This is a genomic window from Aquabacterium sp. (genome assembly GCF_004297345.1).
Classification (GTDB): domain Bacteria; phylum Pseudomonadota; class Gammaproteobacteria; order Burkholderiales; family Burkholderiaceae_C; genus Aquabacterium.
Genome location: NZ_SCTN01000293.1, coordinates 1 through 26,775, shown reverse-complemented (window position 1 = coordinate 26,775; position 26,775 = coordinate 1). Strand labels below are relative to the sequence as shown.

The 26,775-nt window shown below is 63.2% G+C and carries 25 protein-coding genes and 1 pseudogene; 11 read left to right on the top strand and 15 right to left on the bottom strand.

All coding sequences use genetic code 11. From position 1 onward, the window contains the following. Window positions 1-63 precede the first annotated feature (63 nt). On the top strand, window positions 64-999 hold the full coding sequence (locus tag EPO09_RS10345; protein WP_290642798.1) for a 5'-nucleotidase: 936 nt from the start codon (window positions 64-66) through the stop codon (window positions 997-999). Further along, window positions 996-1,331 (top strand): hypothetical protein, encoded by a 336-nt coding sequence (locus tag EPO09_RS10340; RefSeq protein WP_290642796.1) that lies wholly within the window; start codon window positions 996-998, stop codon window positions 1,329-1,331. Before EPO09_RS10345 ends, EPO09_RS10340 begins: the two co-directional genes overlap by 4 nt. A 24-nt stretch (window positions 1,332-1,355) precedes the next feature. Here EPO09_RS10340 and EPO09_RS10335 read toward each other — a convergent pair whose 3' ends face one another. The 6 genes from EPO09_RS10335 to EPO09_RS10310 form a co-directional block, all read right to left on the bottom strand. Beyond that, entirely contained in the window at window positions 1,356-1,745 is a 390-nt protein-coding gene (locus EPO09_RS10335; RefSeq protein WP_290642794.1) for an SRPBCC family protein, read from the bottom strand. A 1-nt stretch (window position 1,746) separates the two neighbouring features. Continuing rightward, window positions 1,747-2,379, bottom strand: coding sequence for a glutathione S-transferase family protein (locus EPO09_RS10330; RefSeq protein ID WP_290642792.1), 633 nt, complete (start codon window positions 2,377-2,379; stop codon window positions 1,747-1,749). Between the two features lie 23 nt (window positions 2,380-2,402). Next, a complete protein-coding gene (locus tag EPO09_RS10325; RefSeq protein ID WP_290642790.1) occupies window positions 2,403-3,011 on the bottom strand; it encodes an MOSC domain-containing protein in 609 nt (202 codons plus the stop codon). Between the two features lie 69 nt (window positions 3,012-3,080). Further along, a complete protein-coding gene (locus tag EPO09_RS10320; protein WP_290642788.1) occupies window positions 3,081-4,235 on the bottom strand; it encodes an ATP-binding cassette domain-containing protein in 1,155 nt (384 codons plus the stop codon). Further along, window positions 4,232-4,963 carry a molybdenum ABC transporter permease gene (locus tag EPO09_RS10315; protein ID WP_290642786.1) on the bottom strand — a complete coding sequence of 244 codons (732 nt, stop codon included), beginning with the start codon at window positions 4,961-4,963 and terminating at the stop codon, window positions 4,232-4,234. The genes EPO09_RS10320 and EPO09_RS10315 overlap by 4 nt, the downstream gene beginning before the upstream one ends. Before the next feature lie 7 nt (window positions 4,964-4,970). Continuing rightward, window positions 4,971-5,771 carry a hypothetical protein gene (locus EPO09_RS10310; protein ID WP_290642784.1) on the bottom strand — a complete coding sequence of 267 codons (801 nt, stop codon included), beginning with the start codon at window positions 5,769-5,771 and terminating at the stop codon, window positions 4,971-4,973. Between the two features lie 363 nt (window positions 5,772-6,134). Here EPO09_RS10310 and EPO09_RS10305 point away from each other — a divergent pair, with 363 nt between their 5' ends. Further along, window positions 6,135-7,994 carry a phosphoenolpyruvate carboxykinase (GTP) gene (locus EPO09_RS10305; protein WP_290642782.1) on the top strand — a complete coding sequence of 620 codons (1,860 nt, stop codon included), beginning with the start codon at window positions 6,135-6,137 and terminating at the stop codon, window positions 7,992-7,994. A 144-nt stretch (window positions 7,995-8,138) separates the two neighbouring features. On the opposite strand, the gene EPO09_RS10300 is transcribed toward EPO09_RS10305, so the two are convergent. From EPO09_RS10300 to gstA, 3 genes are all read right to left on the bottom strand, one after another. Continuing rightward, entirely contained in the window at window positions 8,139-9,416 is a 1,278-nt protein-coding gene (locus EPO09_RS10300; protein WP_290642780.1) for a pectin acetylesterase-family hydrolase, read from the bottom strand. A gap of 219 nt (window positions 9,417-9,635) precedes the next feature. Then, complete coding sequence (locus EPO09_RS10295; protein WP_290642778.1) at window positions 9,636-10,709, bottom strand: nitronate monooxygenase family protein; 1,074 nt, start codon at window positions 10,707-10,709, stop codon at window positions 9,636-9,638. A gap of 21 nt (window positions 10,710-10,730) precedes the next feature. Further along, on the bottom strand, window positions 10,731-11,339 hold the full coding sequence (gene gstA / locus EPO09_RS10290) for a glutathione transferase GstA (protein WP_290642776.1): 609 nt from the start codon (window positions 11,337-11,339) through the stop codon (window positions 10,731-10,733). A gap of 142 nt (window positions 11,340-11,481) precedes the next feature. On the opposite strand from gstA, the gene EPO09_RS10285 reads away from it, so the two are divergent. Continuing rightward, window positions 11,482-12,423 carry a LysR family transcriptional regulator gene (locus EPO09_RS10285; protein ID WP_290642774.1) on the top strand — a complete coding sequence of 314 codons (942 nt, stop codon included), beginning with the start codon at window positions 11,482-11,484 and terminating at the stop codon, window positions 12,421-12,423. 71 nt (window positions 12,424-12,494) lie between these two features. Here EPO09_RS10285 and EPO09_RS10280 read toward each other — a convergent pair whose 3' ends face one another. From EPO09_RS10280 to EPO09_RS10270, 3 genes and pseudogenes are all read right to left on the bottom strand, one after another. Next, the gene (locus tag EPO09_RS10280) at window positions 12,495-15,311 is read right to left on the bottom strand and encodes an ATP-binding protein (protein ID WP_290642772.1); all 2,817 of its coding nucleotides are present in this window, start codon (window positions 15,309-15,311) and stop codon (window positions 12,495-12,497) included. 219 nt (window positions 15,312-15,530) lie between these two features. Continuing rightward, a pseudogene (locus EPO09_RS10275) lies at window positions 15,531-16,163 on the bottom strand (hypothetical protein); the annotation flags it as partial. After that, window positions 16,160-17,677, bottom strand: a complete 1,518-nt coding sequence (locus EPO09_RS10270) for a hypothetical protein (protein WP_290642770.1) — start codon at window positions 17,675-17,677, stop codon at window positions 16,160-16,162. The pseudogene EPO09_RS10275 and the gene EPO09_RS10270, both read right to left, overlap by 4 nt. Window positions 17,678-17,785: 108 nt before the next feature. On the opposite strand from EPO09_RS10270, the gene EPO09_RS10265 reads away from it, so the two are divergent. Then, window positions 17,786-18,145, top strand: coding sequence for a hypothetical protein (locus tag EPO09_RS10265; protein WP_290642768.1), 360 nt, complete (start codon window positions 17,786-17,788; stop codon window positions 18,143-18,145). A gap of 4 nt (window positions 18,146-18,149) precedes the next feature. On the opposite strand, the gene EPO09_RS10260 is transcribed toward EPO09_RS10265, so the two are convergent. Continuing rightward, window positions 18,150-20,735 carry a diguanylate cyclase gene (locus tag EPO09_RS10260; RefSeq protein WP_290642766.1) on the bottom strand — a complete coding sequence of 862 codons (2,586 nt, stop codon included), beginning with the start codon at window positions 20,733-20,735 and terminating at the stop codon, window positions 18,150-18,152. 330 nt (window positions 20,736-21,065) lie between these two features. On the opposite strand from EPO09_RS10260, the gene EPO09_RS10255 reads away from it, so the two are divergent. Beyond that, window positions 21,066-21,254, top strand: a complete 189-nt coding sequence (locus tag EPO09_RS10255) for a hypothetical protein (protein ID WP_290642764.1) — start codon at window positions 21,066-21,068, stop codon at window positions 21,252-21,254. Window positions 21,255-21,256: 2 nt separating this feature from the next. Here EPO09_RS10255 and EPO09_RS10250 read toward each other — a convergent pair whose 3' ends face one another. Both EPO09_RS10250 and EPO09_RS10245 read right to left on the bottom strand, forming a co-directional pair. Next, entirely contained in the window at window positions 21,257-21,769 is a 513-nt protein-coding gene (locus EPO09_RS10250; protein WP_290642762.1) for a hypothetical protein, read from the bottom strand. Window positions 21,770-21,837: 68 nt separating this feature from the next. Next, window positions 21,838-23,040, bottom strand: coding sequence for a cyanophycinase (locus EPO09_RS10245; protein ID WP_290642760.1), 1,203 nt, complete (start codon window positions 23,038-23,040; stop codon window positions 21,838-21,840). A gap of 182 nt (window positions 23,041-23,222) precedes the next feature. On the opposite strand from EPO09_RS10245, the gene EPO09_RS10240 reads away from it, so the two are divergent. The 5 genes from EPO09_RS10240 to EPO09_RS10220 all read left to right on the top strand — a co-directional run. Then, complete coding sequence (locus EPO09_RS10240; protein ID WP_290642758.1) at window positions 23,223-25,076, top strand: ATP-binding protein; 1,854 nt, start codon at window positions 23,223-23,225, stop codon at window positions 25,074-25,076. After that, window positions 25,073-25,690, top strand: a complete 618-nt coding sequence (locus EPO09_RS10235) for a DUF1566 domain-containing protein (protein ID WP_290642756.1) — start codon at window positions 25,073-25,075, stop codon at window positions 25,688-25,690. Before EPO09_RS10240 ends, EPO09_RS10235 begins: the two co-directional genes overlap by 4 nt. Before the next feature lie 284 nt (window positions 25,691-25,974). Further along, window positions 25,975-26,196 (top strand): hypothetical protein, encoded by a 222-nt coding sequence (locus EPO09_RS10230; RefSeq protein ID WP_290642754.1) that lies wholly within the window; start codon window positions 25,975-25,977, stop codon window positions 26,194-26,196. A gap of 14 nt (window positions 26,197-26,210) precedes the next feature. After that, a complete protein-coding gene (gene infA / locus EPO09_RS10225; RefSeq protein WP_290642752.1) occupies window positions 26,211-26,477 on the top strand; it encodes a translation initiation factor IF-1 in 267 nt (88 codons plus the stop codon). A 48-nt stretch (window positions 26,478-26,525) separates the two neighbouring features. Next, window positions 26,526-26,775: RNA-binding protein (locus EPO09_RS10220; RefSeq protein ID WP_290642750.1), on the top strand; the 250-nt coding region annotated here is incomplete at its 3' end.

Here is a 26,775-nt window from a genome sequence, read left to right as displayed (position 1 = left end):
ATGCCGCCACCGCTGCGGCACTAAACTAGGCCTCTTGTGCATTGATGCCGAGAGGCCTTTTCCATGGCTGCCAGCCTGACCGGGCGTTTGGTCGTTGCGATTTCCTCGCGCGCGCTGTTCGATTTCGAAGAAGAAAACCGACTGTTTGAAGGCGTGGATGACCGCGCCTACATGAAGCTGCAACTCGACAAGGTCGACGAGCCTGCCAAGCCTGGCGTGGCCTTCTCCCTGGTGCGCAAACTGCTGGCCTTCAATACGCCAGACAAGGCACGCGTCGAAGTGGTGATCCTGTCTCGCAACGATCCTGTCTCAGGCATGCGGGTGTTCCGCTCGGCCAAGCACTACGGCTTGCCCATCGAGCGGGGCGTGTTCACACGCGGGCAGAGCCCCTGGCGCTATCTCAAGCCCTTGCAGGCGCATCTGTTTCTGTCTGCCAATGAGAACGACGTGCGCTCGGCCTTGGGCGCGGGTGTGCCGGCTGCACGCGTGTTGCCGCACGCGGCGCGGGCCGGGAGTGCGCATCCGCATGAAGTACGCATCGCTTTTGACGGCGATGCCGTGCTGTTTTCAGATGAGGCCGAGCGAGTCTTCCAAAAGGGCGGGCTCAATGCCTTCCAGGCGCACGAGGTGGCCATGGCTGATCAGCCGCTGCCTGACGGCCCGTTCAAACCCTTGCTGATGGCCTTGCATGACTTGCAGCAGCACGATCCGGCTCAGGGCGCGGACGCCATGCGCATCCGCACGGCCTTGGTCACGGCACGTGGCGCGCCAGCGCATGAGCGTGCCATCCGTACCTTGATGGAATGGGGCATTGAAGTGCACGAGGCCCTGTTCCTTGGTGGCTTGCCCAAGGGCGAGTTCCTGCGTGAGTTCGAGCCCGATTTCTTCTTCGATGATCAGACTGGCCATGTTGAAAACGCGGCGCCGCACGTGCCTTCGGGGCATGTGGCTGCGGGTATCGTCAATACTGCAATCGTCAACGCAGGAGACAATCCATGAGCGATGAGTTGTCAGACTTCTTTGCCCTGCCGCCCTTCAAGGCCGATGAAGCCCTGGTCAAGCTGCGGCGTGATCTGCGTGAGCTCAAGCCTTTGGCCGAGAAAGGCACGGGCTCGCCTGTTCGCTTTGAGTGGAAGGGCTTGCCGGTGATCGAGTTGAGCATGGCCCCATCAAGCGATACAAGCGAAAAGCCAGCCCTGGCAGTGTCCTTGGCCAAGCGCCCAAGCCAGCGCCCCGAGTGGCTCAAGCAAACCTTGTCATCGAGCGCCGAGGTGCGCAAATGGCTAGATGAGGTCAAGCGCAGCCTCAAGCGCTGGGATGACGAGGAGTGAGCATCCTGTGTGATGCCAGGAGGCTCAGTCCTCCAGAATGTCCTTGAGCCGTTGCAGATCCGCCTGCACGAGCGCGGCATCCGCTGCCAGCTGGGTATCCGTCATGCCGGCACGTTGATGCAACAAGAAGGACACTTCGCTGCCCGAGCCCTTTGCCGCCACGCGCATCGTGTTCATGACTTCTTCCCCGTTGGGCATGCGCACAACATGATCCAGGATGCCATCGGCGTTGGGTGGCGTGAACCACATGCGCACCACGCCTTCGGCCATCTGCACCATCCATTCGTCGCCATCAGGCGTCACGCTGCGCGCAAAGCCGGGTGCCCATTCGGGCAAGTGGCGAGGGTTCGAGGCGTAGGCCATGACGGCATCGGGCTCGACGTTGATGTCCACCGTGATCGTGAGCGTGCGCATATCAAACCGCCTGCCTGGTGATCAAGTCATCGTCAATGGCCGATGCCCGCATGGCCGCCGGGCGCGAGGTGACGCGTTCGATGTAGGCCTGGATCACGGGTGTGAGCGGCACCAGACCGAAGTGGGTGGTCCAGGCCAGGGCTGTACCCCACAGCACATCGGCTGCGCTGAAACGCTCACCCAGCAGGTAAGGGCCTTTGGCGAGTTGGTCTGTGAGCGTGGCCAGCATGGTGTCGTAGTCGCCATAAGGGCTTGTGGACGGCGGCGCGGGCTCGCGCTTCATGGCGCGGTCCACCACGGCCGGCTCGAACGACGAGCCGTAGTACACGAGCCAGCGCAGATAGGGGCCACGCAGCGGGTCGCCCATTTGCGGCGCCAGGCCCTTGTCGGCATACAGGTCGGCCAGATAGATGTAGATCGCGCCTTGTTCGGTGACCAGTGCACCTTGGTGTTGCAGCGCAGGGACCTTGCCCATGGGGTTGATGGCCAGGTAGGCGGGCTGGCGTTGCTCTCCGGCCTTCAGGTTGAGCACGTGCAGTTCATAGTCCGCACCCAACTCTTCCAGCAGCGTGAGCACGCCGCGTGAGCGGGTCTGAGGGGCGTGGTGAAGGATCACGTGGCGTTCGCTGGTCATGGCGGGCTCCGGTCTGGTTGGGGTCAATCTATGTGGCGGTGCATCTTGGTTTTGAACAACTCGGCGATGCTGACTTCGCGTGGGCCGGGGATGAGTTCATATGACTCCCCCGCCGAGATCGTGCCGGCTTGCCTGACCGTGAGGTAGAAGCCGCAGTAACCAGACTGCGCCATCATCTTGACGGCTTGCTTGAATCCCATCACGGCCTGGAATTTGTAGCAGGGCCGGCGTGGCTCACTGACCGCCAGGCTGCAGTCGGCAAACTGCAGGACATCACCTACATACACATCGCCTTCCAGCAGGCCGGTGAGTGTCAGGTTCTCGCCCAGCATGCCGTGCGGCATGGCTTCGCCCCAGGCTTGTGCGCTGGCTTGCGCACGCACCGTCTGCCAGAAATCATAGTGCTCATGCGGGTAGGCGTAAACCGCTTTGCTCAGCCCCCCGTGCACGGTCACGTCGGCCTGGTCATCACCCTGCAGACCCAGTGGTTTGACGTCGATGCGATGAGGCTCGGCCAGCGTGCTCACGGCGCGCTTGCCGATGGCCGTCATGATCCTGCGGCCTTCGATGGTGAGGGGGCTGGCTTGTGCGACGTTGATCGAGAGCAGTTGGCGGGGCAGAAGACTGGGCATGGCAGAAAGCGTTGTGGGCCGACGCCGCAGTATGCCGTCAGCTTGAAGGCCCCATCCTGGATGGCCCCATCAACGCCATGCGGACACCGTGGTCGCCATGGCCTTGAAGCCCACGACGACCGGCTGCCCTGGCGCCCAGCCCATCTGCTGGATCGATTTGCGGGTGAGCATGGCCCACAAGGGCGAGCCAGACTTGATTTGCAGGCTGTCGGCATCCAGCGCCCGATCCAGTTCGATGCCCACGGCGCCATAGGTGCCATGCTCGCCCGCCAGCATGATCTGCGTGATGCGGCCGCGCAGGTGATTGCTGCAACTCGTATCGGTGGGCACGGCCCGGTGCAAGGAGATATCGCGGGCGCGAACTTTCAGCCGCACTTTGCTGCCCACCGCGTGCAGCATCGCGGGCACTGTCACGCGCTGGCCAGAGACATCAACTTCGCTCAGCAGCCATTCGATGTCGTGGCGCTTGACCTCGCCCTCCAGCACGCTGCCAGCATGCACGCCCTCCAGGAAGGTCGAGAGCGACACATCAGACAGGATCTGCGCGGCAGGCCCGGCACTGGCCATGCGGCCTTCATGCAGGATCACGACTTCATCGGCCAGCCGGATCACCTCGTTCATGCGCGGACTGACCAGCACGATGGGCACATGAAAGCGCGTGGGCAACTCGGCCAGCAGCTCCAGGAGGGGTTCCTGCTCATGGGCCGGGACGTCGCCCAGCGGGTCGTCCAGCAGCAAGGCATTGGGCCCGGAGATCAGGGCACGTGCCAAGGCCACCTTGACGCGCTGGCTGACGGTCAGCGCTTCCGGACGACGTGCCAGCAGCGAGGCGATGTCCAGCCAGTTGACGACCTTGTCGAACGCTGGCGGCTTGGTGCGGCGCAGGCCCTTGCCTTTGAGACCGTACTCCAGATTGGCCCGGACGGTGAGGTGCGGGAAGAGGTGGGTGTGTCCATCCAGCCAGGTCAGGCGGCGTTCATGTGGCGGCTTGTTGATGCGGGCTGCCGAGTCGTACATGGCCTCGTTGCCCACGGCAATGCGACCGCCTCGCGCAGGCGCCAAGCCCGCAGCAGCCTTGAGCAGGGCGCTTTTGCCTGCGCCGCTGCGCCCAACAAGCGCACAAACGCGGCCTGGCAGCACACGAAACTGCGCGCGGATATCCAGACCTGTCTGCTGGAGCTTGAGCTCGATGCTGAGCGGGCGAGGGAGCGTTTGATCGATCATGCGGATTGGATGGGCTGGCCGATGGGGCGCAAGCGGGCCTGCCAGCGACGGCGCCAGCGTTGACGCCCCCATTCACTGATCACGATGGCCGCCATGGCGATGCACAGCGAGATCAGGGCCAGATGCCAGGCGGCGTCTTCGCCGTCTTGTTGATTGAGCAAGGCTTGTACCAAGGCCACGGGCGCGGTCGTGTCGCCCACATGGTGCGGGCGCAGGGCCGCTGCCAGCACAAGCGTGGCGCCCGATTCGCCCCAGGCCGCCGTCAAGCCCAGCGCCATGGCCGAGGCAACAGCAGGCCACACCAGTGGCAGGGTGATCGTCCACCAGCCTTGCCATTGAGATGCGCCCAATGTCCGCGCCACAGGCAGCAGCATGGGGTCTGTGGCTTCCAGGGCTGGGCGCAGGATCCGGACCATCAAGGGCACGGTCATGATGCTGGCGGCCAGGATGGCGCCACCGGGGTAGAAGCTCAGGCTGAAGCCGGTCAGCTCATGCAGCCAGCTGCCGAGCGAGCCATCGCCGCCCAGGCTCATCAGCAAGCCGAAGCCGATCACCGCTGGCGGCAGGCCCATGGGCAGCAGGATCAGGGTGTCGAGCACCAGCTTGCCGCGCCAACGGGTGCGGGCCATCACGGTTGCCAGCACCAGGGCTGCGGGTGTGGAGATCATCAGGGTGATCAGCGCCACTTGCAGGCTCAAGGACAACGCTTCCAGTTCAAAAGAAGACATGATGCCTTCACTCCTTGACGGGTTGCCAGGCGGGGCGCGAGGCTTTGACGGCGCTTTGCGCCAGGGGCCACTGCAGCCAGCTCACAAGCAGCTTGGCGCCGGCATGCCGGGATCTGAACGAGCAGGCAATCTGCGCTTGCAAGGTCAAGGCGGGCTTGTCGGCCAACCAGACTTTGAGTTTTTCGTCGCGTGGCGGTGTTTTGAGCCATTGTGCCCGGCTCATGAGCCGGTAGGCAGGGGCATGACCCGCGGGTATCTTGCTGGTCGCAGTCAAGCCTTTGGAGGCCAGGCCTTGCGTCAACTGGTCGGCCAGTGCGGCCAGCGAGGATCCTGCTGGCGGTTGTTGCCAGCGTACCGCACCCGCACTGGCGGCTGCGAGCACCTGGGTCAAGGCGCGCCCTGGGTCCGTCTCGCTGCGAATGCCAGCCAGGTCTTCCTGGGGGCCCAGCAGCAGCACATCGGTTTGTGCAATCGTCTTGCGGTTGTAGATCAGGCCTTGCTTGTCCAGCGCATCGGCACGTGGGTGGCTCAGGAACAAGCCCGCATCAATCTGGCCTTGCTCCAGTTGGGTCAGGATCACATCGGTGTCCATGGCCGTCCAGCGGGCGGTCCAGCCCAGATCCTGCTTCATCGAGGCTTGCCAGCGCGCGGTCAGGCCCGAGGCGACGAGCAAGGGGTCCACGCCGACGGCCGGGCTCTCCGCGCGCGCGGGCAGGTGCTCGCGCGCCCAGGCTTGAGGCAATGCAGCAGCGCACAGGGTGCTACCAAGACTGAGTTGCAAAAACGGGCGGCGGGCCAGCAAGGGCATATTGAACAATGTGAAAAATGTGGCAAATCGGGCAAGCCGAGCAGTGTGCCTGCCGCCATGCCAAACGCCCGCAAAGCGGTGTCGGAATATGTATCAGGATACAAAAACATCGGGGCTTCGTGACTCAAGTCTCACCCTGAGTGCCCAGGGTGTCTCCGCCCCCCCGGCCAAGGGGGGAACTCAAAGCCCGCCGAGTGGACTAAACTACGCGGTTCCACTGTCACGGATTGCTGGCCTCACGAGGGCCTGATGTCACAACGATAGCGGGGTGTCGATAGCGTCACAAGTTGTTGATTCATAAGGTGAATCAAGCTTGTTCTGGCGCTGCCGAGACCCTGTTTTTTACTTTCTGGAGCTTCATTCATGACGACTGCTACTGCACAGGTGAACGCACCTGCCTACGTCAAAAACACCAAGCTGATCGCCTGGGTGGCCGAGATGGCCGCTCTGCTGCAGCCCAAGGACATCTACTGGTGCGACGGCACCACGGAAGAATACGACCGCCTGTGCGCCCAACTCGTGGCTGCCGGCTCGTTCAAGAAGCTCAACCCCGAGCTGCGCCCCAACTCCTACCTGGCCTGGACCCACCCGTCCGACGTGGCCCGCGTGGAAGACCGCACCTACATCTGCTCTGACCGCAAGGAAGACGCCGGCCCCACCAACAACTGGTGTGAGCCCGCTGAAATGCGCGCCAAGCTGCAAACGGGCGAGCAAGCCCTGTTCAAGGGCGCCATGAAGGGCCGCACCCTGTACGTGGTGCCGTTCTCGATGGGCCCCCTGGGTTCGAATATCGCCCACATCGGCATCGAACTGTCTGACAGCGCCTACGTGGCCGTCAACATGAAGCTCATGACCCGCATGGGCAAGGGCGTGATCGACGTGCTGGGCGCCGATGGCGAATTCGTGCCTTGCGTGCACACCGTGGGCGCCCCTCTGGCCGAAGGTCAGAAGGACGTGGCATGGCCTTGCAACCCTGACACCAAGTACATCGTTCACTACCCCACGACCCGCGAAATCTGGTCCTACGGTTCCGGCTACGGCGGCAACGCGCTGCTGGGCAAGAAGTGCTTCGCCCTGCGTATCGCTTCCAACATGGGCCGCGAGCAAGGCTGGCTGGCCGAGCACATGCTGCTGCTGGGCGTGACCAATCCCGAAGGCAAGAAGTACCACGTGGCTGCCGCCTTCCCCTCGGCTTGCGGCAAGACCAACTTCTCCATGCTGATCCCGCCTGCTGGCTACAACGGCTGGAAGGTCACCACCATCGGCGACGACATCGCCTGGATCAAGCCCGCTGCTGACGGCAAGCTGTACGCCATCAACCCTGAAGCTGGTTACTTCGGCGTGGCCCCTGGCACCAACACCCTGACCAACTTCAACTGCATGGAATCGCTCAACCGCGACGTGATCTTCACGAACGTGGCCCTGACCGATGACGGCGACGTGTGGTGGGAGTCGATGACCGACGAGGCCCCCGCTCACCTGATCGACTGGCAAGGCAATGACTGGACGCCTCAGATCGCCAAGGAAAAGGGCACCAAGGCTGCTCACCCCAACGCCCGCTTCACTGTGGCTGCCACCAACAACCCCGCGCTGGACAGCGAGTGGGACAACCCCGCTGGTGTGGCGATCGACGCCTTCATCTTCGGCGGCCGTCGCTCGACCACCGTGCCGCTGGTGACTGAAGCCCGTGACTGGACCGAAGGCGTCTACATGGCTGCTACCATGGGTTCTGAAACCACCGCTGCTGCCTTCGGTCAGCAAGGTGTGGTGCGCCGCGATCCGTTCGCCATGCTGCCCTTCATGGGCTACAACATGAGCGACTACTTCCAGCACTGGCTGGACCTGGGCGCCAAGCTGCAGGCTGCTGGTCACGCACTGCCCAAGGTCTATTGCGTCAACTGGTTCCGCAAGGGCGCTGACGGCAAGTTCGTATGGCCTGGCTACAGCGAAAACATGCGCGTGCTGGAGTGGATGGTCGGCCGCCTGGAAGGCAAGGCCAACGGCGTGGAAAACGCTTTCGGCCTGAGCCCCAACTACGAAGACATCAACTGGAATGGCCTGAACTTCACGAAGGACCAATTCCAGTCCGTCATCGGCATCGACAAGGCAGCCTGGGCGCAAGAACTCAAGCTGCACGACGAACTGTTCACGCAACTGGCCTACAACCTGCCTGCTGCCATGCCTGCCACCAAGGCCAAGCTGGAACAGCGTCTGGCTGCCTGATCGGCCTTTCGTTCAGCACAGCAAGCCTTTAGGCTTTCATGAAAACAGCGCCTTCGGGCGCTGTTTTTGTTTGTGCGTCTCAGGCATGAAAAAAGCGGACCCGAAGGCCCGCTTTGAAGGGAACGAATCCCGAGGAGGAATGAATCAGAACAAGCCGGCCTTGCCGATGATCTGCGCGATCAGATCAGACAGGTTGGTGGCAGCTGCCTTGACGCGGCTGAGTTCAAACGAGCGGATCACGGGCGTCTTGCCAGAGAAGTCCAGCAGGTTGTCCACGAAGGCGCCCACGTTGTCCAGCTTGGCTTCCTTGATGCCGGTGTCGCCGAAGGTCACGATGGTCAGGCAGTGCGACAGGTTGATCTGGCGGTAGTTGGGGATGTAGTAGCCCATGTTGGCACCAGCAGGCATGTGTGCCAGCGTGGTGTTGATGTCCTGGCGCCAGCGCTTGTTCAAGGCCGCTTGACGATCCGCATCAGTCGCAGCGTTCGAGATGTCGCTGTAGAACGCCGAGTACGAGAAGGCCGAGTAGTCCATGTCTTCCTGGAACATCGCGTAGCCGATGCGGTCCTTGGGGAAGATCTTGTTGAGGCCATAGGTCACGCTGCCCAGGTTGTTGGCGTCGCCAGCCGTGGGGTACTTGGTGATCAACTCGGTCACCATGCCGTTGGGCTCATCCAGCCCCCAGACCTGACGGATCTTGTTGTGCAGGGGCTGGGATGGGTAGTCTTGTGGCGAGCCGTCGCGCGGTGTCCAGAACAGCGGGCCGGAGTCGGCCAGCAGGGCCGCGTGGTTGGCGTTCGTGCCGGTGCGCATCTGGGCGAAGTTGGCCGTCGAGCCCGTGCCGCCTGCAGAGAAACCAGTCAGCAGCAGCACGTCAGGCTTGGGCATGTTGGCGGCCATCCAGGCGGTCACGGCCTTGGCATTGACGGCGCCACGGTGGTACCAGGCGATCGAGCCGGTGCTGTCCGAGTAGGTGGTGACTTTGTTGCCGGTGTGAACGTCGCCCGTGCAGTAGGTCAGGTAGACGATGTTCCAGCTTTGGGTCTGCACCGAGGTCAGCGGGTCGATGCGCGATGTGAATGGTGTGACCAGCCCCAGGTGAGCCTGGCGGTTCCAGTCGCTCATGTAGTTGGTGGGGATGCCATCCGGGTTCACTGCGGCCAACTGCGTGCCGGCCTTGTTTTCGCAGGTGCCCTTTTCCCAGCAGGCGCCGCCGCCTTCGTACATCACCACGGTTTTGCTGGTGAAGGGGGTGCGGTTGACGAAGAAGCGGTAGGGCGTGCCATTGCCGCACGAGGCGCCGCTGGATGCGGGCAGCTCGACCATTTCCCATTTCAGATAGGCCGCTTGTGCGGCAATGCTGCACAGCAGGCTGATGCCAACGGCTTTGCTGGCGTCCTTGATCAGTGAATTCAGTGTCATGTTGACTCCATCAACGGTTTGTGTGGACCATGTGATGCAGTCTGAAAGACAGTGTTTTTTTTCAGGGGCGGGTAAGTCTGCGTGCCATATGACGCACCCCCTAAGACAAGGGGGATTCAAGTGTCAGCGCAGTGACGCTTGGCGTGTAATGTCAGTCGGGTAATCCCGAGTCGTCGTTTGGCCGACAAAGATAATGTTTGGCCGGATGGGTGTGTTGGCTCAGCGTTCGAATGCGCTGGACAGGCTCTGCATCAGGGCAGCTGCATGCTGATGGCGAACCAGGCCCGCCGCTTGCCCTGCCCACAAGGACATCAGGTCTGCCCGGTTTTGAGCGATGGCGGCGCGTTTGAGGATGCCTGTCAGCCAGTTCTGCCAGGGGTAGGGCAGGATGTCCCCCTGGGCTTGTTCCAACTCGATCGTGAGCCGGTTGCGCAAGCCTCGTGAAAGCCGGCCGCTGAAGCCTTTGGTGAGGGTGGAGGGGGTTTGGCTGACTGAGCGCAAAGCCGCTTGATGGGGCCTGCCCGCGTTGGACTCCTCGCAAGCCAGAAAGGCGGTGCCGATCTGAACGGCATCCGCGCCAAGGGCCATGGCTGCGGTCACGCCACGCGCATCGGCGATGCCGCCTGCCGCAATCACTGGGATGCGCACGGCATCGCGCACTTGCGGAATCAGCGAGAAGGTGCCTGTCAGCAGGTTTTCGGGCTCATCGGTGAAAGACACGCGGTGCCCGCCGGCATCGCTGCCTGTGGCCACGACCATGTCGACGCCGGCTTCTTCAAGCAGGCGCGCTTCGTGGGGTGTGGTGGCTGCACCGACGGTCACGATGCCTCTTTGCCGACAGCGAGACAGCACGTCTGGCGCGGGTATGCCGAACACAAAGCTGAACACGGCGGGCCGAGCGTCCAGCAGGGCCTCGATCTGTTGGGCATAGTCGGGCCACACGGCCTTTGCGTCAGGTCGTTGGGGCAGATCCAGGCCCAACTCATCGAAAAAGGGCTGCAACCGGTTCACGGCCCTGATCCATTGTGCGTCGGACACCTTGGGGTGTTCGGGCTCGTCATGCAAGGGGATCCACAGATTGAGCGCAAAAGGGCGATTCGTGGCGGCCCGCAACTCACGCGTGATCTGCACGATTTGATCTGCGTGCAGGTGATGCGCACCGAAGGAACCCAGTCCACCCGCACCATTGACGGCGGCGACAAGTGATACAGATGAGAGCCCGCCACCAAAGGGGCCTTGCACGATGGGCAAAGGCAAGCCGAGGCGGCGTGTGAATGGGGTATCGGTGCGCATGGTCGTGTGCCTTCGTGACGTTTATTGCAGCAAGCCTTCTGACTTCATGGCCGCATGCATGGCCGGGCGCGCCTTCACGCGGTCCATGAAGGCCAGCAGGTGCGTGTGGGCCGACAGATCCAGCTGCACATAGGTCGCCCAGGACGCGACCACAAACAGGTAGGCATCGGCGGCGGTGTAGGTGTCGCCAGTCAGGTAGGGGCGATCGGCCAGTTGCGCGGACACCCAGGCGAACTTGCGTTGCAACTGAGCCGCGAACAAGGCCTTGGTGTCGGCCGAGGCCTGACCGTTGAACAGCGGTGCAAACGACTTGTGCAATTCAGAGGTGATGTAGTTCTGCCACTCCATCACGCGGTAGCGCGCCATGGTGCCAGCCGCTGGCATCAGGTCGGTGCGGCCGGCCTGATCGCACAGGTACTGGCAGATCACCACGCCTTCGCTGAGGCGCTCGCCATTGTCGAGTTCGAGCAGCGGCACGGCACCTTTGGGTGTGATGTCGCTGAAACGTTCGCCTTGCGAGGTCAGGCCTTTGCTGGTGTCGACCTTGATCAGATCGAAGGGGCGGCCGATCTCGATCAGCAGGGCATGGGGGGCGAGCGAGCAGGCGCCGGGGCTGAAGTAGAGCTTCATGATGTGTGGAGGGCGCGGGGCCCTTGTGTTGATCAGGGCTTTCAGCTTATTGATGCGCTGGGCGCATGTGAATAGGCTATGGTTCACATGACTGATGCCTATTGCGCACAAATGGGCCTGTTGTGAGTGGGGAGAGCCTTGTATGAGCCGGCAGTTTGAAGACGCCCAGCTGGGTGACATGGAGTTGTTCGTGCTGGCAGCCGATGCGGCCAGCTTCACCGCGGCGGCAGAGCACACTGGCATGACGCCCAGTGCCGTGAGTCGCAGTGTGGCGAGGCTGGAGGCGCGGCTGGGCGTGAGGTTGTTCATGCGCACCACGCGCCAGATACGGCTCAGTGATGCGGGGCGCTTGTACCTGGCGCAGTGTCGCCTGACCTTGTCGCAATTGGGCGAGGTAGAGCGGCAGTTGAGCCGTCAGCAGGCGCAGCCTGCCGGGGTGGTGCGGCTCAGTCTGGCCACAGGCTATGGGCGGCATCGTGTGCTGCCGCTGTTGCCGCGTTTTCGGCAGCGACACCCGGAGATCTGCCTGGAGATCCAGCTCAGCAACCGCAATGTCGATTTCGCCAAGGATCGCTTTGATCTGGCTGTGCGTGCGCGTCATCAAGCGGATTCAAGCCTGGTGGCACGCAAGATCGAAGACTCGGAACTGGTGGTGGTGGCCTCACCCGGTTATCTTGCCCGCGCCGGCGAGCCACAATCCATCGACGATTTACGCGGCCACGAGTGCATCCAGTTCGTGTTGCCGCGCACGGGGCGTTGCGTGGATTGGTCCTTCATCGTGGATGGACAGGATGTCGAGGTGAGCACGCGCGGCAGCATCACGTGCTCGGAAGAGTTGGACGGTGGCGTGCACCTGGCGCGCCATGGCGGCGGGCTGTATCAGACGAGCCGCTTTTTGGTCGAGCGCGAGTTGCTCAGCGGTGAGCTGGTGGAGGTGCTGGCCCCTTTTGGTGGGCGCTCGCGGCCTTTCTCCATCGTGTACCCGAGCGCGCGGCATTTGCACAAGCGGGCGCGGCTGCTGGCCGAGTTCCTGCTCGACAACCTGGGGCCGAATCAGGGAGGGCATATGCGTGCCCGGGTGTGATGCATCAAGTTGATGCGCCATGACAAGAGGCCCTTGCGAGGGCCTCTTGAATCACGCAGTAGCTCAATCGCTCAGTAAACCTCAGGCGCCACACGGCGCTGCAGCACCCCAATCGGCGGCGCCCAGCGCGCACCCTTGGGCTTCTTGGACGTGACCAGGGTCACGTCCGCCGGCTCGAACACCTCGACGTTGTGCGTGATCGGTGTGGTCAGCACGTACTGTGCACGCGTGGAACGCAGGAAGTGGCCGACCAGCTGGATGTTGCGCACGTCCAGGTGAGCGAAGGGTTCGTCGATGAACACGAAGCCGCCAGGCGTTTCGTCGTCCTTCATCAGGCCCACCAGCAGGATCAGTGACTTGATCACCTGCTGGCCACCGGAGGCTTCGCCGTCGTTCAGGCCGATGCTGCCCTTGCCGTCGAAGTTGAAGTGCACGCGCAGTTCGGCCTGGCGCAGTTGCGTGTCGTCGCCATCGAGGTGCGGCAACTCGGCGTTGACTTCCACGCCAGCCAGTTGGCCCAGTTCGATGATGTTCTTGCGGTAGCGGCGCACCGTGACCTTGAGCACGTCGGTGTAGCGCTCACGGGCGTTGTCCACGGCGATGGCGGCGGCGGCATTGCTCGACTTGCGCTGGTTGAGCTCGTCTTCCTGGCGCAGCACGTTGGCGTTCATCAGCGTGAGCTGTTCGATCACCGTGGGGTCGGTTTCCCACTTGCCTTCATTGAGTTCACGCTCCACGGCTTCGGCACGCAGGCGGGCCTGGGTGGCGTTGCCGTAGTGGCCTTGCATGTCCTTGATGCGCTCGGGCGTGCGCCAGTGGCGTGGCATCTGCAGCTTCACCTCGCGTGACATCACGGCCTGCGCCATCACGTCATCAAAGCGTTGCTGCCATTCGCGCTCGTGCTGGGCGCTGCGTTGTTCGATGTGGGCCAGGCGTTCCTGCGCCTGCCTGTAGGCATGCTGCGCGTTGGTCTGCTCGACCACGGCACGCTTGAGTTGCGCTTCCGTCTGCTGCCAGCGCTCGCCGGCTTCGGCGCGGGCCTGCTTGAGCATGGGCAACTGGCGTCGGGCTTCGCTGAATTCGGCTTCGCGCTCGGCCAGTTCGGCGGCGGCCGTGAAGCCTTGCGCGGCCTTGCGGGCATCCTGCAGCTGGCGATCGAAGAAGGCCTGGTCGCGCACGATGCGCGTCATCTCTTCATCGAGCTGAGCCAGGCGGTTGTCGATCGAGGTGCGGCGTGAGGCCACGGCGCTGGCGCCGAACTGGTACTGGCTCGGGTCCACCCAGACAGAGCGGCCGCCACGGCCATCGCGGTGATAGGCATCGGGCGTGATCCACTCGCCACGGATCTTCACGCCGGCTTCCGTGCTGGCCACGCGCTGGATGTTTTCCAGCTGGCGCAGCAACCAGTGCGGGGCCGGGGCGCTGATCTTGAGCACGGCCAGCAGGCTGTCGGCATCGGGCTTGGCCGGCGCGTCTTCGGCCTCGGCCACGATGTAGTGGCGGAAGCGCTCCTTCTCGGCCAGGGCCATGGCCTGGGCCTCTTGCGAGGGGCGATCGAGCACCACCACCCAGCGGCTGCCGCGCAGCACGCCTTCGGCGGCGGCGCGCCATTTCTCGTCGGTGATCTCGATGATGTCGCTCACCACATGGTGGGCGATGCCGGCCTCATCCAGCGTGCGTCGGAAGCGCTGCACTTCAGGCGGGGGCGGGGCCAGGCGCTGGCCTTGCAGGCCGTTCAGGGCGCGCTGGGCCTCGTCGCGCTGGTCTTTGAGGCGCTGCCATTGTGTGGACAGCTGCTGCTTGTGGTCGCTGAGTTCCTGGATGCGTTGGGTGAGCTGTTGCGCATCACCTTCCACGCTGGCCAGGCCTTGCAGTTCGTCGGCGCGCTTGACCAGCAGTTCGATGGGGCGCTCGGCATCGCGGGCTTCTTCCTGCACGCGGCGGGCACTGCGCACTTGCGCTTCCAGCTCTTCCACGCGGGTCGCGGTGTCGGTCTGGTCCTGCAGGCGTTGCAGCAAGTCGGCCTTGACCTGGCCATGCTGGCGGCGGTCATCCGATGATTGCAGCCGTTGCTTGTGCAGATCACGCAGCTTGCCGGCCAGGCTCTTGCGGGTCTCGAAGTTGCTCAGCACAGGCACGACTTCGGTGCCCAGTGTTTCGCGCTCCTGGCACTTGAGTTCCCACTGGCGGTAGTTGTTGACGCGCGATTCAAGCTCGGCGCGTTGGGCCTTGCCATGCGACAGCTCGCGCTCGGCGGCTTCTACTTCCTGCAGCAGTTGCTTCTGGTGGTTGCGGGCTTCGTCGTAGCGGTCGAGCACGTCCTGGTCACCGAACACGTCGAACACCAGGCGCAGCAGTTCCTTGGGGCTGTATTCGCACAGGCGGTCGGTCTGGCCTTGTTCCAGTGCCAGCACCTTGGCGATGGCGCGGCTCAGGCCGGCACCTTCCAGGCGGCGGCGCCAGTTGTCGATGCCCAGCCAGTCACGGTCGCCGCGCTCGATGAGCTCTTCCACGCTCACATCGCCTTCGACCATGATGTAGCGGCGCGTCCAGTCACCGCCATTGCGGTCGATGCGGCAGGCCAGTGTCACCACATCGCTGTACAGCAGGCAGCGGGCAAAGGGCCGGTTGGACGACTGGCGGTTGCGTGGGCGGTTGTCCACCGTGGCGCGCAGCCAGGCGCTGTCGGCATTGGCGTGGCGGGCGTAGGTCTTGTAGTTGCGGCCGCCCGAGCAATCCAGGCCCAGCAGGGTGCGCATGGCATCCAGCAGGGTGGTCTTGCCCGAGCCATTGGGGCCGGCCACCGTGATGATGGCGCCGTCCAGCGGCAGGGTCAGGCGCTGGCAGTAGTCCCAGTGCAGCAGTTCGAGGCTTTGCAGGTGAAACATCGGGGATCAGGCCTGGTCGGGTGAAGCGTGGGGCGCAGCGTCATCAGCGGCGTCGTTATGGGCCGTGTCGGAGGCCGGCGCCGCATCGACATGGATGGGCGTCGGCGCGGGCGCTGCCACGTGCGCTTCCATCTCGATCTCGTCTTCCGGGATCTCTTCAAACTCTTCGAGTGGCGGCTGCGTGATCGCCAGCGGCAGGTTGCCCACCAACTCCTTGGCCTGGGCCAGTACGTCGCCCAGTGCGCCTTGCAGGATGCGGGGCGCGAGCGCGTCGTAGTCGAGCAGCAAATCCAGCAGCGGGCCTTCGGCCACGTCCTCACCCTTGCGGATGATGAAGCCGTGGTTTTCGAGGCGCTTGAGGTTGGTGTCCAGGCGGGTCTTCTTGCCCAGCTGGATGCCGAAGTCGGCCAGCAGGGCCTTGTACGACACCAGGGGGCTCACGCTGGCGGCCGTGGGGATGGGCTTGTCCTTGCCGAACATGTCGTTCTGGTCGTTGCCCTCGGCCTGGTTGGCTCGGGCGGCCTGGCGTTCACGCTTGGGCAGGATGATCAGCGCCCACAGGATCACCAGCAGCGAGACGGCATCACGCGGCAGGTCGATGTTGTTGTGGCTGTTGAGGCCGGCTTCACCGAACACGGCGGTTTCGGCTGGGCGCAGCAAGGCCACGCTGACGTGGTCGGCGTAGATGTTGTCGATCAGGCGCAGGCCGACCTGGGCCAGGCGATCTTGCGTGGCTTGCCACAGGTCGGCGTCAATCAGGGCGCGCTTGACCTTTGGGTGTTGGCGCGGCAACCAGCGGCGCGCGAGCAGTTCGGCAGCCAGCAGGGCTGCGTCGTCGAGATGGGAACTCATGCTTGGGCTTCGTTGGGATTCTGTGGGGCGCTGGAGGGCGCCGTTGCCTTGGCGCTTTTGGCGCGACCTTTGGGCTTGGCTTCAGGCGCGGGCCTGGGCATCAGCACGATGGGCTCACGGTCATCCGCAGGCAGGGGGATGGGGTGGCCCTGTGCATCGAACTGGATCGGCTGAACGAAGCCGTCGCTGACGAGCGCCACGGCTTCATCGGCAGCGCTGATGTGCTGCGCCTTGAACTGCCATTGCCAGGGCGCACGTGCCAGATCGCCCGTGAGCCCTTTGAGGGTCTGGGCCTGGGCGTCGCCCACCAGCGGCATGAGCTGCATGCGGTAGGCGGCTTGGGCAAAGCGCCCGCCCAGAATGGCGTCGGACAGGGGCCGGGTGCCGGGTGCAGGCGCATCAGGATTCGGCGCTTCACCAGCTGCTTGAGCCGCCGCGCGCTGGGCGGCTTCTTCCGTGGCCATTTCTGACCAGCGATCCAGCAGGCTGATCAGGTTGCCCAGTTCAGGCGGCAGGCTGAGCGTGTCCAGCGTGCCGTGAGCGGCCTCTGCGGGCGGTGGCAGGCCAGCCAGGCCTTGCGAAACGGGGCGATCGCGTTCGAACTCGCCTTCGGCCACGTCGACCAGATCGTGCTGGCTGACCATCACTGGCCGCACGGGCACTGCTAGTGCCTCGCCCATGATTTCCCACAGCGCGGGGTGGCGTTGCAGCCAGGCACGCACATCGGATGTGGTCAAGCCGGTGGAGCCCAGCGTCACGCGCTGGCGATCGGCCTGTTGCAGCGCACGGGTGAACTGGCTGGCCATGGACAGCAGGCGGGCCTGTTCCTGGCCGATGGCACGGGCTTCGCGCTCCAGGCGCGGGTCTTCGTGCTCGGCGCGGATCAGCGCGGTCAGCGCCTGGCCGGCGCGGTCCACCAGTTCCAGAGCGCGGTCAAAGCGAGGCTGGGCCACGCGCAGGCGCGACTCCGATCCGCTGGCAATCGCATCCGAGAACTCGTCGTGCAGGCGAGCCAGTTGCGCGTGCAGGTGCTTGAGCTGGTTGGTGCTGACCAGGCCCAGTTGCTGGGCACCCGCCACTTGCGACAGCAGCGCGGCCATGTCGTCGTATTCGGCCGCTGGCGGTGTGGTCATCGGGGCCAGCAGGCCATGTACCTGCTGCGCCAGGGGTGATAGGTGGTAGTCCTGCGGGGTGGCGTCCCACACGAGTAGATTGATGTCTCGCAGGCGCTTGAGCACGGTTTCCAGTGCGTCTGGCAGCACGGCGTGGAACAAACGGTTCACATCGTCGCGAGACAGGCGAGCCTGAGGCTGGGCGGCCAGTTCCATGAAGCACCACAGGCGCAGTTGCACCATGGCTTGCGGGCCATTGAACAGGCCGCGTAGCGCTTCCAGCAGTTCCTGGCGCTGGCTCAGGGCCCAGGCCAGGGGCTGGGCAGGGGCGAAGTCCGCATCTCGGAAGTAGCCCTCGAAGCTGGTGCTCTCGTGTTGTTCTGTCTGGGGCGCCTCGGTCATGGGGGGTGATTGTGCCGGAAGCCCGAGGGCGGGTTTTTACCGGTTGGAGGCAGACGCCACGCCGTGGCGTGCCAGAATCGAGCCCTTTTGCGTGAAGGGAGGTCTGTTGTGGATTTGAAAGTACCGATCAAGATTGCCGATGAACTGTCCGACGAGGTGATCAACGGCACCGGCTTGCTGGACTTGGCCAGCGGCGAAATCCACCGCGTGACCTACGAAGACTATGACGCCGATGTCGAAGGTCTGCCCGTGGACAGCGAGGATTACGAGTTCACCAGCGGCATTCTGTCCAACAACGGCAAGGACGTCGAGTTTGGCATCAAGGTCAACAAGACCACTGGCCAGTACTCGGTGACTGCCGACGAACTGCTGGAAATCAAGACCCGCGCCGCCGCCTTGTTCGCAGGTCTGTCGGCCAAGGACATGCTGGCCAGCGCCGAAGCCAAGTCGGGCAAGGGCGGCAAGTAAGCGATCAGGCCTGATCAACAGGGGATCGTGCGCTCGACCGGTGGGCCACGTCCGCGCCCTTCGGGCCCAGCACCTTGTTGCGCCCCGTGCGCTTGGCCTCGTACAAGGCCTTGTCTGCCGTGGCGAACAAGGAAATGCGGTCCATGCCCTCCTGCGGGATCAGGCTGGCCACACCGATGCTGACCGTCACGTGCCGCGGGGGCGCGTAATCATGCGCAATGCAGGCCTGGCTGATCGTCAGGCGGATGCGCTCGGCCAGTTGCAGCGAATCGCTCAATGAGCCGCCGGGCAGCAGCACGCCGAACTCTTCGCCACCCAGACGCGCCGCCAGGCCTTTGTCGGCTTGCGCGGTCTTGCTCATGAGCGTGGCGACCAGCTTGAGGCATTCATCGCCGGCCAGGTGGCCCAGCCTGTCGTTGTAGAGCTTGAAGTGGTCTACATCGATGATGAGCATGCCCAGCGGGCGCCGATCTTCGAGGCATTCGTGCCAGATACGGTCCAGATCGTCTTCGAACTGACGGCGGTTGCAGATGCCCGTGAGTGGGTCCACCACGGACAATGCCTTCAGGCGCTGGCTGGCGGCCAGCAAGGCGCCCTGTTGCAACCTGTCAATGCGGGCCAGCAGCCAGGCCTTGCGCGCGCCATGATCCAGCGTATAGGCCAGGATCAGCGTGTAGACCATGTTGTTGACGATCATGAACAGGTTGTCGCCATACACGATCTCTTGCGTGTGCCCGTTGGGCTTGAGCAGCAGCGCCACCGCAGCTGACGTGATCAACGAAGGCACGCAAGTGAACCAGAAGGGCTGGCGCGCCGCCACACCTGAGAACATCGGGATCAGCATCAGGCAGATCGAATAGCTCAACGTAGACGTGAGCTGGCTCTTGGAGAAGACCCATGTTGATACCAGCGCAACGATGGCCGTGCTCAGGCTGTAGAGCGTTTCACGCCACAGCGGGCGATGGGCGAACCAGGCGAAGGTGTGCAGGAAAAGCACGCAAGCGCTCAGCCACACCAGGTAATCCATGGCCGAGTCGCTGATGTCGCCAAACATCGAGCGGTTGGCAATGGCTGACACATTGAAAATCAGCAGCCCGACCAGCGCTGTGATGGCCAACTGCTTGCGGCGGGCTTGTGCATGGTGTGCGATGTAGGCAGATTCCAGCGGTTCAGGAAAGCGCAGCTTGAGGAATTGGCTTTCCAGCGTTTGCTGGCAGAGGGCTTCGTCTTCCTCGGCCTGATCTTCTTCCTCGCTCATCGAATTCACCCAGCGCTCGGGGAGCGGTGGGCTGGCCACGTGGATGGGGCTGGGCTCGGTCAGCGCCGTGGCAACAGGAGCCACACACAGCTGGTTGCGGCCGCTCGCTTTGGCCTGGTAGAGCGCGCGATCGGCCCTTTCTTGCAGGCTGGCGGGCGTGTCGCGCACATCGGCCTGCCACACCGCCATGCCAACGCTGATGGTGACGTGCGCTGCCACGGGTGAATCGCGATGCGGCATGCGTGCCGCCGCCACGGCCTGGCACACACGTTCACCGGCCTGGCGTGCCAGCGCCGGATCCAGCCCTGGCAGGATGATGGCGAATTCCTCGCCACCCAACCGCGCGGCCGTGCCGCCATGGATCAGAGCTTGCGTGGCCAGCGTGCGCGATATGTCGATCAGGCAGGTGTCACCGGCGGGGTGCCCGTGGCTGTCATTGAAGCGCTTGAAGTAGTCCACATCGACGGTCAGCAAGGCCAGCGGCTTTTGTGTCCACGTGGCCTGATCGATGGCTTGCTGCAAATTGAGATCGAACTGACGGCGGTTGGGCAAGCCTGTCAGCGGATCCAGCGTGGACAACTGATGCAGTTGGGCCGACGTCTGCAACAAGGTCTCCCGCTGCTGCGCTTCGACCCGGCGCAACAGCCAGTTGCGACGCTCCCGGTGCTCGAAGGCGTAGTTCGCCAGCAGGCCAAAGGCATAGCTCATGGCGATCAGGTGTGTGAGTCCCTGCGCGATCTGCGCCTGAGAGGGTGTGTGCCCTTTGACCGTCAGGATGTAGTAGACAAAGGTGATCAGCGCCGAACTCAAGGACCAGTAAAAACGCAATCGCGCCGCGATGCAGGCATACATCACGGGTATGGCGGCCATCGCGGAGTGAGTGATGGCTGTATCGGCCTGACTGGCCGAGCCCATCCAGGCCACCAACAGCGCCATGGCAGTGCCCAGCAGTGCCGTAAGGCCTTCAGCGTGCCAGCCGCGACGCAGCTTGACAGGGCACAGCCAGATGCTGACCAAGGCGAGAAAGGCAAAGCCCATCCAGATCCAGACCAATCGCCAGACAAAGGCGGCGATCTCCGGGGTGGCCTCGTTCACGTTGCCCGAGCCCAGGACCACGCCCAGGCAGCCCAGCACGGCGCAAAAGGTCAGCAGCTTGCGGCGGGGCTCCAGCGTTTCTGCGGCGAATTCGGCCTCCAGCGCACGTGGGAAGCGTAACCAGGTGTGGCCATGTGCCAGAACCGCTTCGGCCGAATCAGGCGCGGCGGCGCGCACGGGTTCACCCGTGTCACGACGCGAATGGTCGTCACGATGGAGACGTACGGTCTGGTTCACAGTCCGTTATCGGCAAGAAACCGGACAAAACTGAGACCGCATGGGCCGGCGTCGGCTGTGCGGTAGGCCATGGCGTGGTGCTTCCTGGGATCTGGCCTGAATCGGCAGGCATTTATTCTTCTTGATCGATCAGGCTACCCGAGCCCCTGTATCTGGTCAACGGACCCCCAAATAGGGGTGTGTTTTTCTGGCCAAGTCCTGAATTAATGCGCTGAGGCCCGTGTACTCCCCAGGTCTTGGGGCGGCACGCTGTGCGATAGTGAATTGGCGCATCGAACGCAGGCCAAGCCTTTTGAGTTCGTTGCCACCTGCTGTTGAAAGGGGGACCCCATGCAGTTACTGGACGAGATGCTCTCTCTGAACCTGCTGACGCCTGAGCAACACCACGAGATCGGCGCCTGGGTCAGCCGATCCAAGACGCCCGACAAGATCATGCAGATGCCCGCGCATCTGTGGCGGGCGCTGGAGATGGCCAGTGTGCTGATGGACTTTGATGTGCCGCAGGCGATGCGGCACTGAACTCACATCCCCGGGATGGCCTTCTGGAAATCCGGGGAGCCGTTGGGCGTCACTTTGTCTGTCAGCGGGTTCCACCATCCCGTCAGCCCTGCCGCGGCTTTGGCGCCGAAGTAACTGATGCCCAACGCATCCAGCATGCTGCCGCAGTGTTTGCAGCAGGGCGCGTCTGCGGTGATCGTGATGTTGCCGGCACCACTGGCCAGTTCTGCGCGCAGATTGGCGATGGGCTGTGCCGGATCGATTTCCAGATAGTTGATCAAGGCAGAGAGGATCAACATTTCAGCGTGGAAGCCTGTTCTTTCACTCAGTTTGGTTTTGGTGTCGGCGTCTGCGCGGCCATCGCGGACATCTGTGAAGCCTTCAATGGCTGCTGCCGGTTTGAAGGGGCCGCCCTGGATGGCGCCAATCAGCACGTCCGGGTGCTTGGTCAGCGTGCCTAGCGCGGATGTGTAGGCTTTGTCTCCTCTGGGACCAAAGACCGCCATGACCACGGCATTCAGTTCTTCTGCTGTCATGATGCACCTGCCAATTTCGTTTTGTGGAAGGTGGATTATCGGACAAGCGCCAGCCGTGTCATGCCTTCTCAGTAGGGGGATGAGGTCAGTGAGCCCGCAACGGCATCCACGTAATAAGGCGTCAGCCCCGTCCACTCGCTGAGGTTGAACACGGTGTTGGAATTTCCCAGCTTGCGGATTTCCACGGTGCTCATGCTCAGCGGTTTGCCCGGCGCGCACAGCGTGGGCGCTTGCAGTGGGCGCACGAAGTACACCGCACTCTCGCTGACCGTGGACACATTGGTGACGCGACGGGCGGTGTAGGGCTGATACGGCCCGTTGCCTTGCACGAGCAGGGCGGCTTCCACATCCACGCCAATGCCGCGTGCCGAGTTGGCCTGGTTGCTGCCGGCCGCCAGGATGCCGCCCGTGCAGCCGCGGCCATTGGTCGGAGCGATCAGCCGGGCCGTGAAGGTGATCAGTCGGCCCATGCGGTCACGGCTGTCCAGGTGGGTGTCCAGCACGGTATTGGCCAGGGCTGGCGGTGTGAGGAAGCCTCCGGTGAGGCTCAGTGGGGCCGGGTCCAGCGTCACGTACTTGTTGTACGGATCGGCCAGTGCCTGGCTGGAATCCAACGTGCCGCGCATGGCACTGAAATCGAATTGCCCCAGCACGGCCATGCCGGCACTGGTGCCGCCAATCGGCACGTTGCGCGCCATCAGGCCTTGCAGCGTGTGATCCAGCTCCGTGCTCTTCCAGAACTGGATGTAGTTGCTTTGATCGCCCCCGGCGATGAACACGGCGTCTGCACGCGCCACGATGGCGTTGACCGTCGGGTCATTGGCCGCACCGGTGCTGGGCACGTTCAGCGTTTCGACCGATGTCAGCCCCAGAGAGGCGCCGCCCGCCCAGCCGTCAACCGGCGCGGCTGTGGTGGACGAATCGGCGTTGCTGAAGAGGATGTAGGGGCCATAGGTGTCGCGCGCGGAAGCCTGCAGCACCACGAAGTGGCCGCCGGTTCCGGGGCGGATGCCGGCGCGGGTGATCATCCAGCGGAAGGCTTCGTCCACATCGGGGCCGCCGCCCATCAACACGAGCGAAGGCGTGCTGGGTTGGGTCGCGATCAGCACGGGCGTGTCCGGATTGCCGGTGACGTAGTAGTCATAGGGCTTCTTGCCTGCGATGGACAGGCTGCAACTCAGGCCGATGGCCAGCATGGCGCTCAGCTTGATGGCTTGGCGGCCCCATTGAGGCCGGAGCGGCAGGGGCAGAGCGGTGCGAGTGCGTGGCATGGCGGAAAGCCTCAGGCAAGTGTGAACAGATGCTCAAGCATAGGGCAAGCGGACGTGCGCTTGCGCCTGGCGCAACGCCTTCTTGCGCTCGCACAAGTCGTGCAGAACTTCACGTCAGCAATGCACGTGGGCGTGTAAATCCCGGTTCGGTATGGGTGGCGTTTGCCGATGAGGGAAAGGATATGCCTGTCCTGTCGTCGTCGTTCAACTCTGCCAGCAATCCGGCCTCGCCGGAAATGATCGCTCGTGTCGATCAGGCGCGCGAGCAGGCCATGCACGAACTGCTGCCCAACGCCATGTTGTTCAGCATGATCTGCACGCTGGGCACATCCCTTGTGCTGCAGCACCGTGTGAATCACCCGGGTCTGGAAATCTGGATGGTGGCGCGCATGTTGCTGGGTAGCGCGCGCTATGCCTACTCAGCCTGGTTTCTGCTCAAGGGCAACAAGAAGCCTGGGCGGACATTGACCATCTACCGCGTGTTGACCGCGCTTGACGGCCTGTCGTGGAGCTTCCTGGCCTGGGGGCTGACGCCGCTGGACCAGCTTGATGTGGCCGTGGTCACCATCAGTGTGATCATCGGCGTGGCCACCTTGGGCACCTTCATCCTGCATGTGGATTGGCCCTCCGTGGCGGGCTTCGTGTCCGCGATGATGTTGCCCAATCTCTTCTTTGCCCTGGCCCGCCATGACGATCTGGGCGTGTATTGCTCGGTCGCCATGTTTGGCACCTGGGTGATCCTGCTGTCGGAAGGGCGGCGCTCGAACCGGCGCGTCAAGGAGTTGCTGGCCTTGCGCTTTCAAAGCGAGCAGGTGGCCTTGATCCGCGAAGAGGCCTTGCAGCAGGCCAAAGCCTTGAGCGAAGCCAAGAGCCGTTTCGTGGCCACGATGAGCCACGAGATGCGCACCCCATTGCACGGCATCCTCGGTTTGACGCGGCAGCTGCGGGCTCGCGAGCGAGACACGCAAAGCCTGCGTCAGCTCGATCTCATCAGGGGTTCGGGCGAGCATCTGGTCAACGTCATCAATGACATCCTCGATTTCTCCAGCATCGAAGCGGGCAAGTTGCCCATCCACGCGCAGCCATTCAATTTGCGCACCTTGTTGCAGGAGATGGTGGAGACCTCGCGCGTCAATGCGCAGGAACGCGGCTTGAGCCTGTATGCCACGCTGGACATCGGTCATGAGTTCGACGTGCAGGGCGATCCCGTTCGCCTGCGCCAGATCCTGCACAACCTGCTGGGCAACGCCATCAAGTTCACGCAGCAAGGCTTTGTGAAGATCAGTGCGCAGCATGATCCCTTGAACGGCCAGTTGAGCGTGCAGGTACAGGACTCAGGTGTGGGCATTGCGCCTGCAGATGTCGCCCGCGTGTTTGAGGCTTTCCATCAGGCAGAGGGCACCTACCAGCGGCGTTTTGGTGGCACCGGTCTGGGCCTGACCATCTCGCGCGACCTGTGCCAGGCCATGGGGGGGGAGCTGCATTGCGTCAGCGAAGTGGGCAAGGGCTCGGTGTTCAGCTTCAGTCTGCCCATGTCGGTCCATCAGGAGGATGAGGCTCAGCAGACCGGTGCATCGGATGCCGCGCCTGTGGATGAAATCGCCGAAGCGCAGCACCTGTTCAAGGATGCCGCGCCTCATGTGCTGCTGGTGGAGGACAACCCGGTCAATGCCATGATCGCCGAGGCTGAGTTGAAGACGCTGGGCGTGGATGTGACCGTGATCGACAACGGCCAGGCTGCCGTGGACTGGCTGGCACACGAACAAGCCGATCTGGTGCTGATGGATTGCGAGATGCCCGAGATGGATGGCTTCGAGACCACGCGCCTGATCCGTGAACAAGAGAGTCAGCAGCAAAAGCCGCCTGTGAGCATCATCGCGCTGACGGCCAACGGCAAGGACGTGTACGCAGACCGCTGCCGCAAGGCCGGCATGAACGATCATCTGGCCAAGCCCTTTCGGCCAATCGACTTGGCGCGTGCGCTCAAGCGGCATCTGCGCATGCCCCGGCAGACTTACCGACCGGTGCGAACATGAGAGCGTGGGCGTGCCTGATCTTGTCGTTGGTGACCGTGAGCGCCATGGCGCAAGGGGCCGCCTCGGCACCTCTGACGATCTCTGCCGATGGCGAGACCGTGATTGACGCGCAGGCCGGCGTGGCCTGGTCGCGCTGTGTGGAGGGCATGCACTGGACGGGCAAGACCTGCGAGGGCGAGGCCGTGCTGGCCACGCACAAGGAGGCTTTGAGCCTCGCTGCAGACCGGCGCAAGGCTGATGGGGGCGATTGGCGTCTGCCCCGTGTCACGGCCTTGCGGCAGCTTGCATCCGATATGCAGGCTTTGCGTGATGGCGGGCGTTCCAGATTTCCTCGTGCGCCTGAGGGCTGGTACTGGGCTGGTTCGGCCAATGTGGACAGCACGGCGCCCGTGGTCAATCAATACAACTACGGCAACCTGAGCCAGGGCCGCAACAGCGAGAACACGAATCGCATGGCCTTCCTGCACGGCTGGGCCGTGGACATGGCCACAGGCGAAGCGCGTGGCGACTTCCTCAAACGCACCACGCGTCTGCCAGTCAGATTGATGCGATTGCTCAGTGTGGAAAAAAAATGCAAGCAAGATTGCCAAAGGCCTGATATATTGCGCTATTAGAGCTGCGATCTGCTTACCTTTGCAGCCTTCATCGTCTGATCCACGATTCGACGCGCTCTGCGCCCCCATAGCTCGATCAGACTGTCGACCCGAGATGTTTTTGCGGTCGCGCACTCAATCGGCGAGCTTCACTCTGGCCTCACCTTCATCTAGGTCAGATCAACCCCCCCACCCCTTTTTCTGCAATCTGGCGATCGGGATGTCGAGCCTGCAAGGGCTGAATCTACGCCGATTGCTTGTCTGTATTGACCTGCACGGTCGCATGAGCGACGCGTGCCATTGAAGTGAACATTTCTCAAGCTAACGCACTGTCTATCGGCAAGTACCTCTTGTCGCCGCTCGTCAAACTCACCGACTCCGGTCGGTACGCTGCGTCCGTCTCGGTGCGCAGCGGCCGTGGCTGTGGCACCCATGACCGGATCTTCCGGTTCGTGCCCTCTTTCGCCACTTGCGAAGAAGCCACCCGCTACGCCTTGATCCAAGGCCGCAGCCTCATCCCCGCCTGAACACAAGGAAATACGTGTCCAAAGAAGATCTGATTGAAATGCGCGGCCAGGTTGACGAAGTCCTGCCTGATGCCCGTTTCCGTGTGACGCTTGAAAACGGTCACCAGCTCATCGCCTACTCGGGCGGCAAGATGCGCAAGAACCGCATCCGCATCCTGGCGGGTGACAAGGTTTCGCTTGAACTGTCTCCCTACGACCTGAGCAAAGGTCGCATCACCTTCCGTCATTTGGAGCCCCGCACGGGTGGCGGGCCCATTCCTGCGCGACGGCCTTACCGCTGATCGACGCTGGTTTTTCTCTCACCCATTTCTCTCTTGAAAGATTCCATCATGGAAAACAAACTCTACGTCGGCAACCTGGCCTACTCTGTCCGCGACGACAGCCTGCAACAAGAAATGTCGGCTTTCGGCAGCGTCATGTCCGCCAAGGTCATGATGGACCGTGACACCGGTCGTTCGAAGGGCTTCGGCTTTGTCGAAATGGGTTCGGCTGAAGAAGCCCAGGCCGCCATCCGTGGTCTGCACGGCAAGACCGTTGACGGTCGCGCCCTGGTCGTGAACCTGGCTCGTCCAAAAGGAG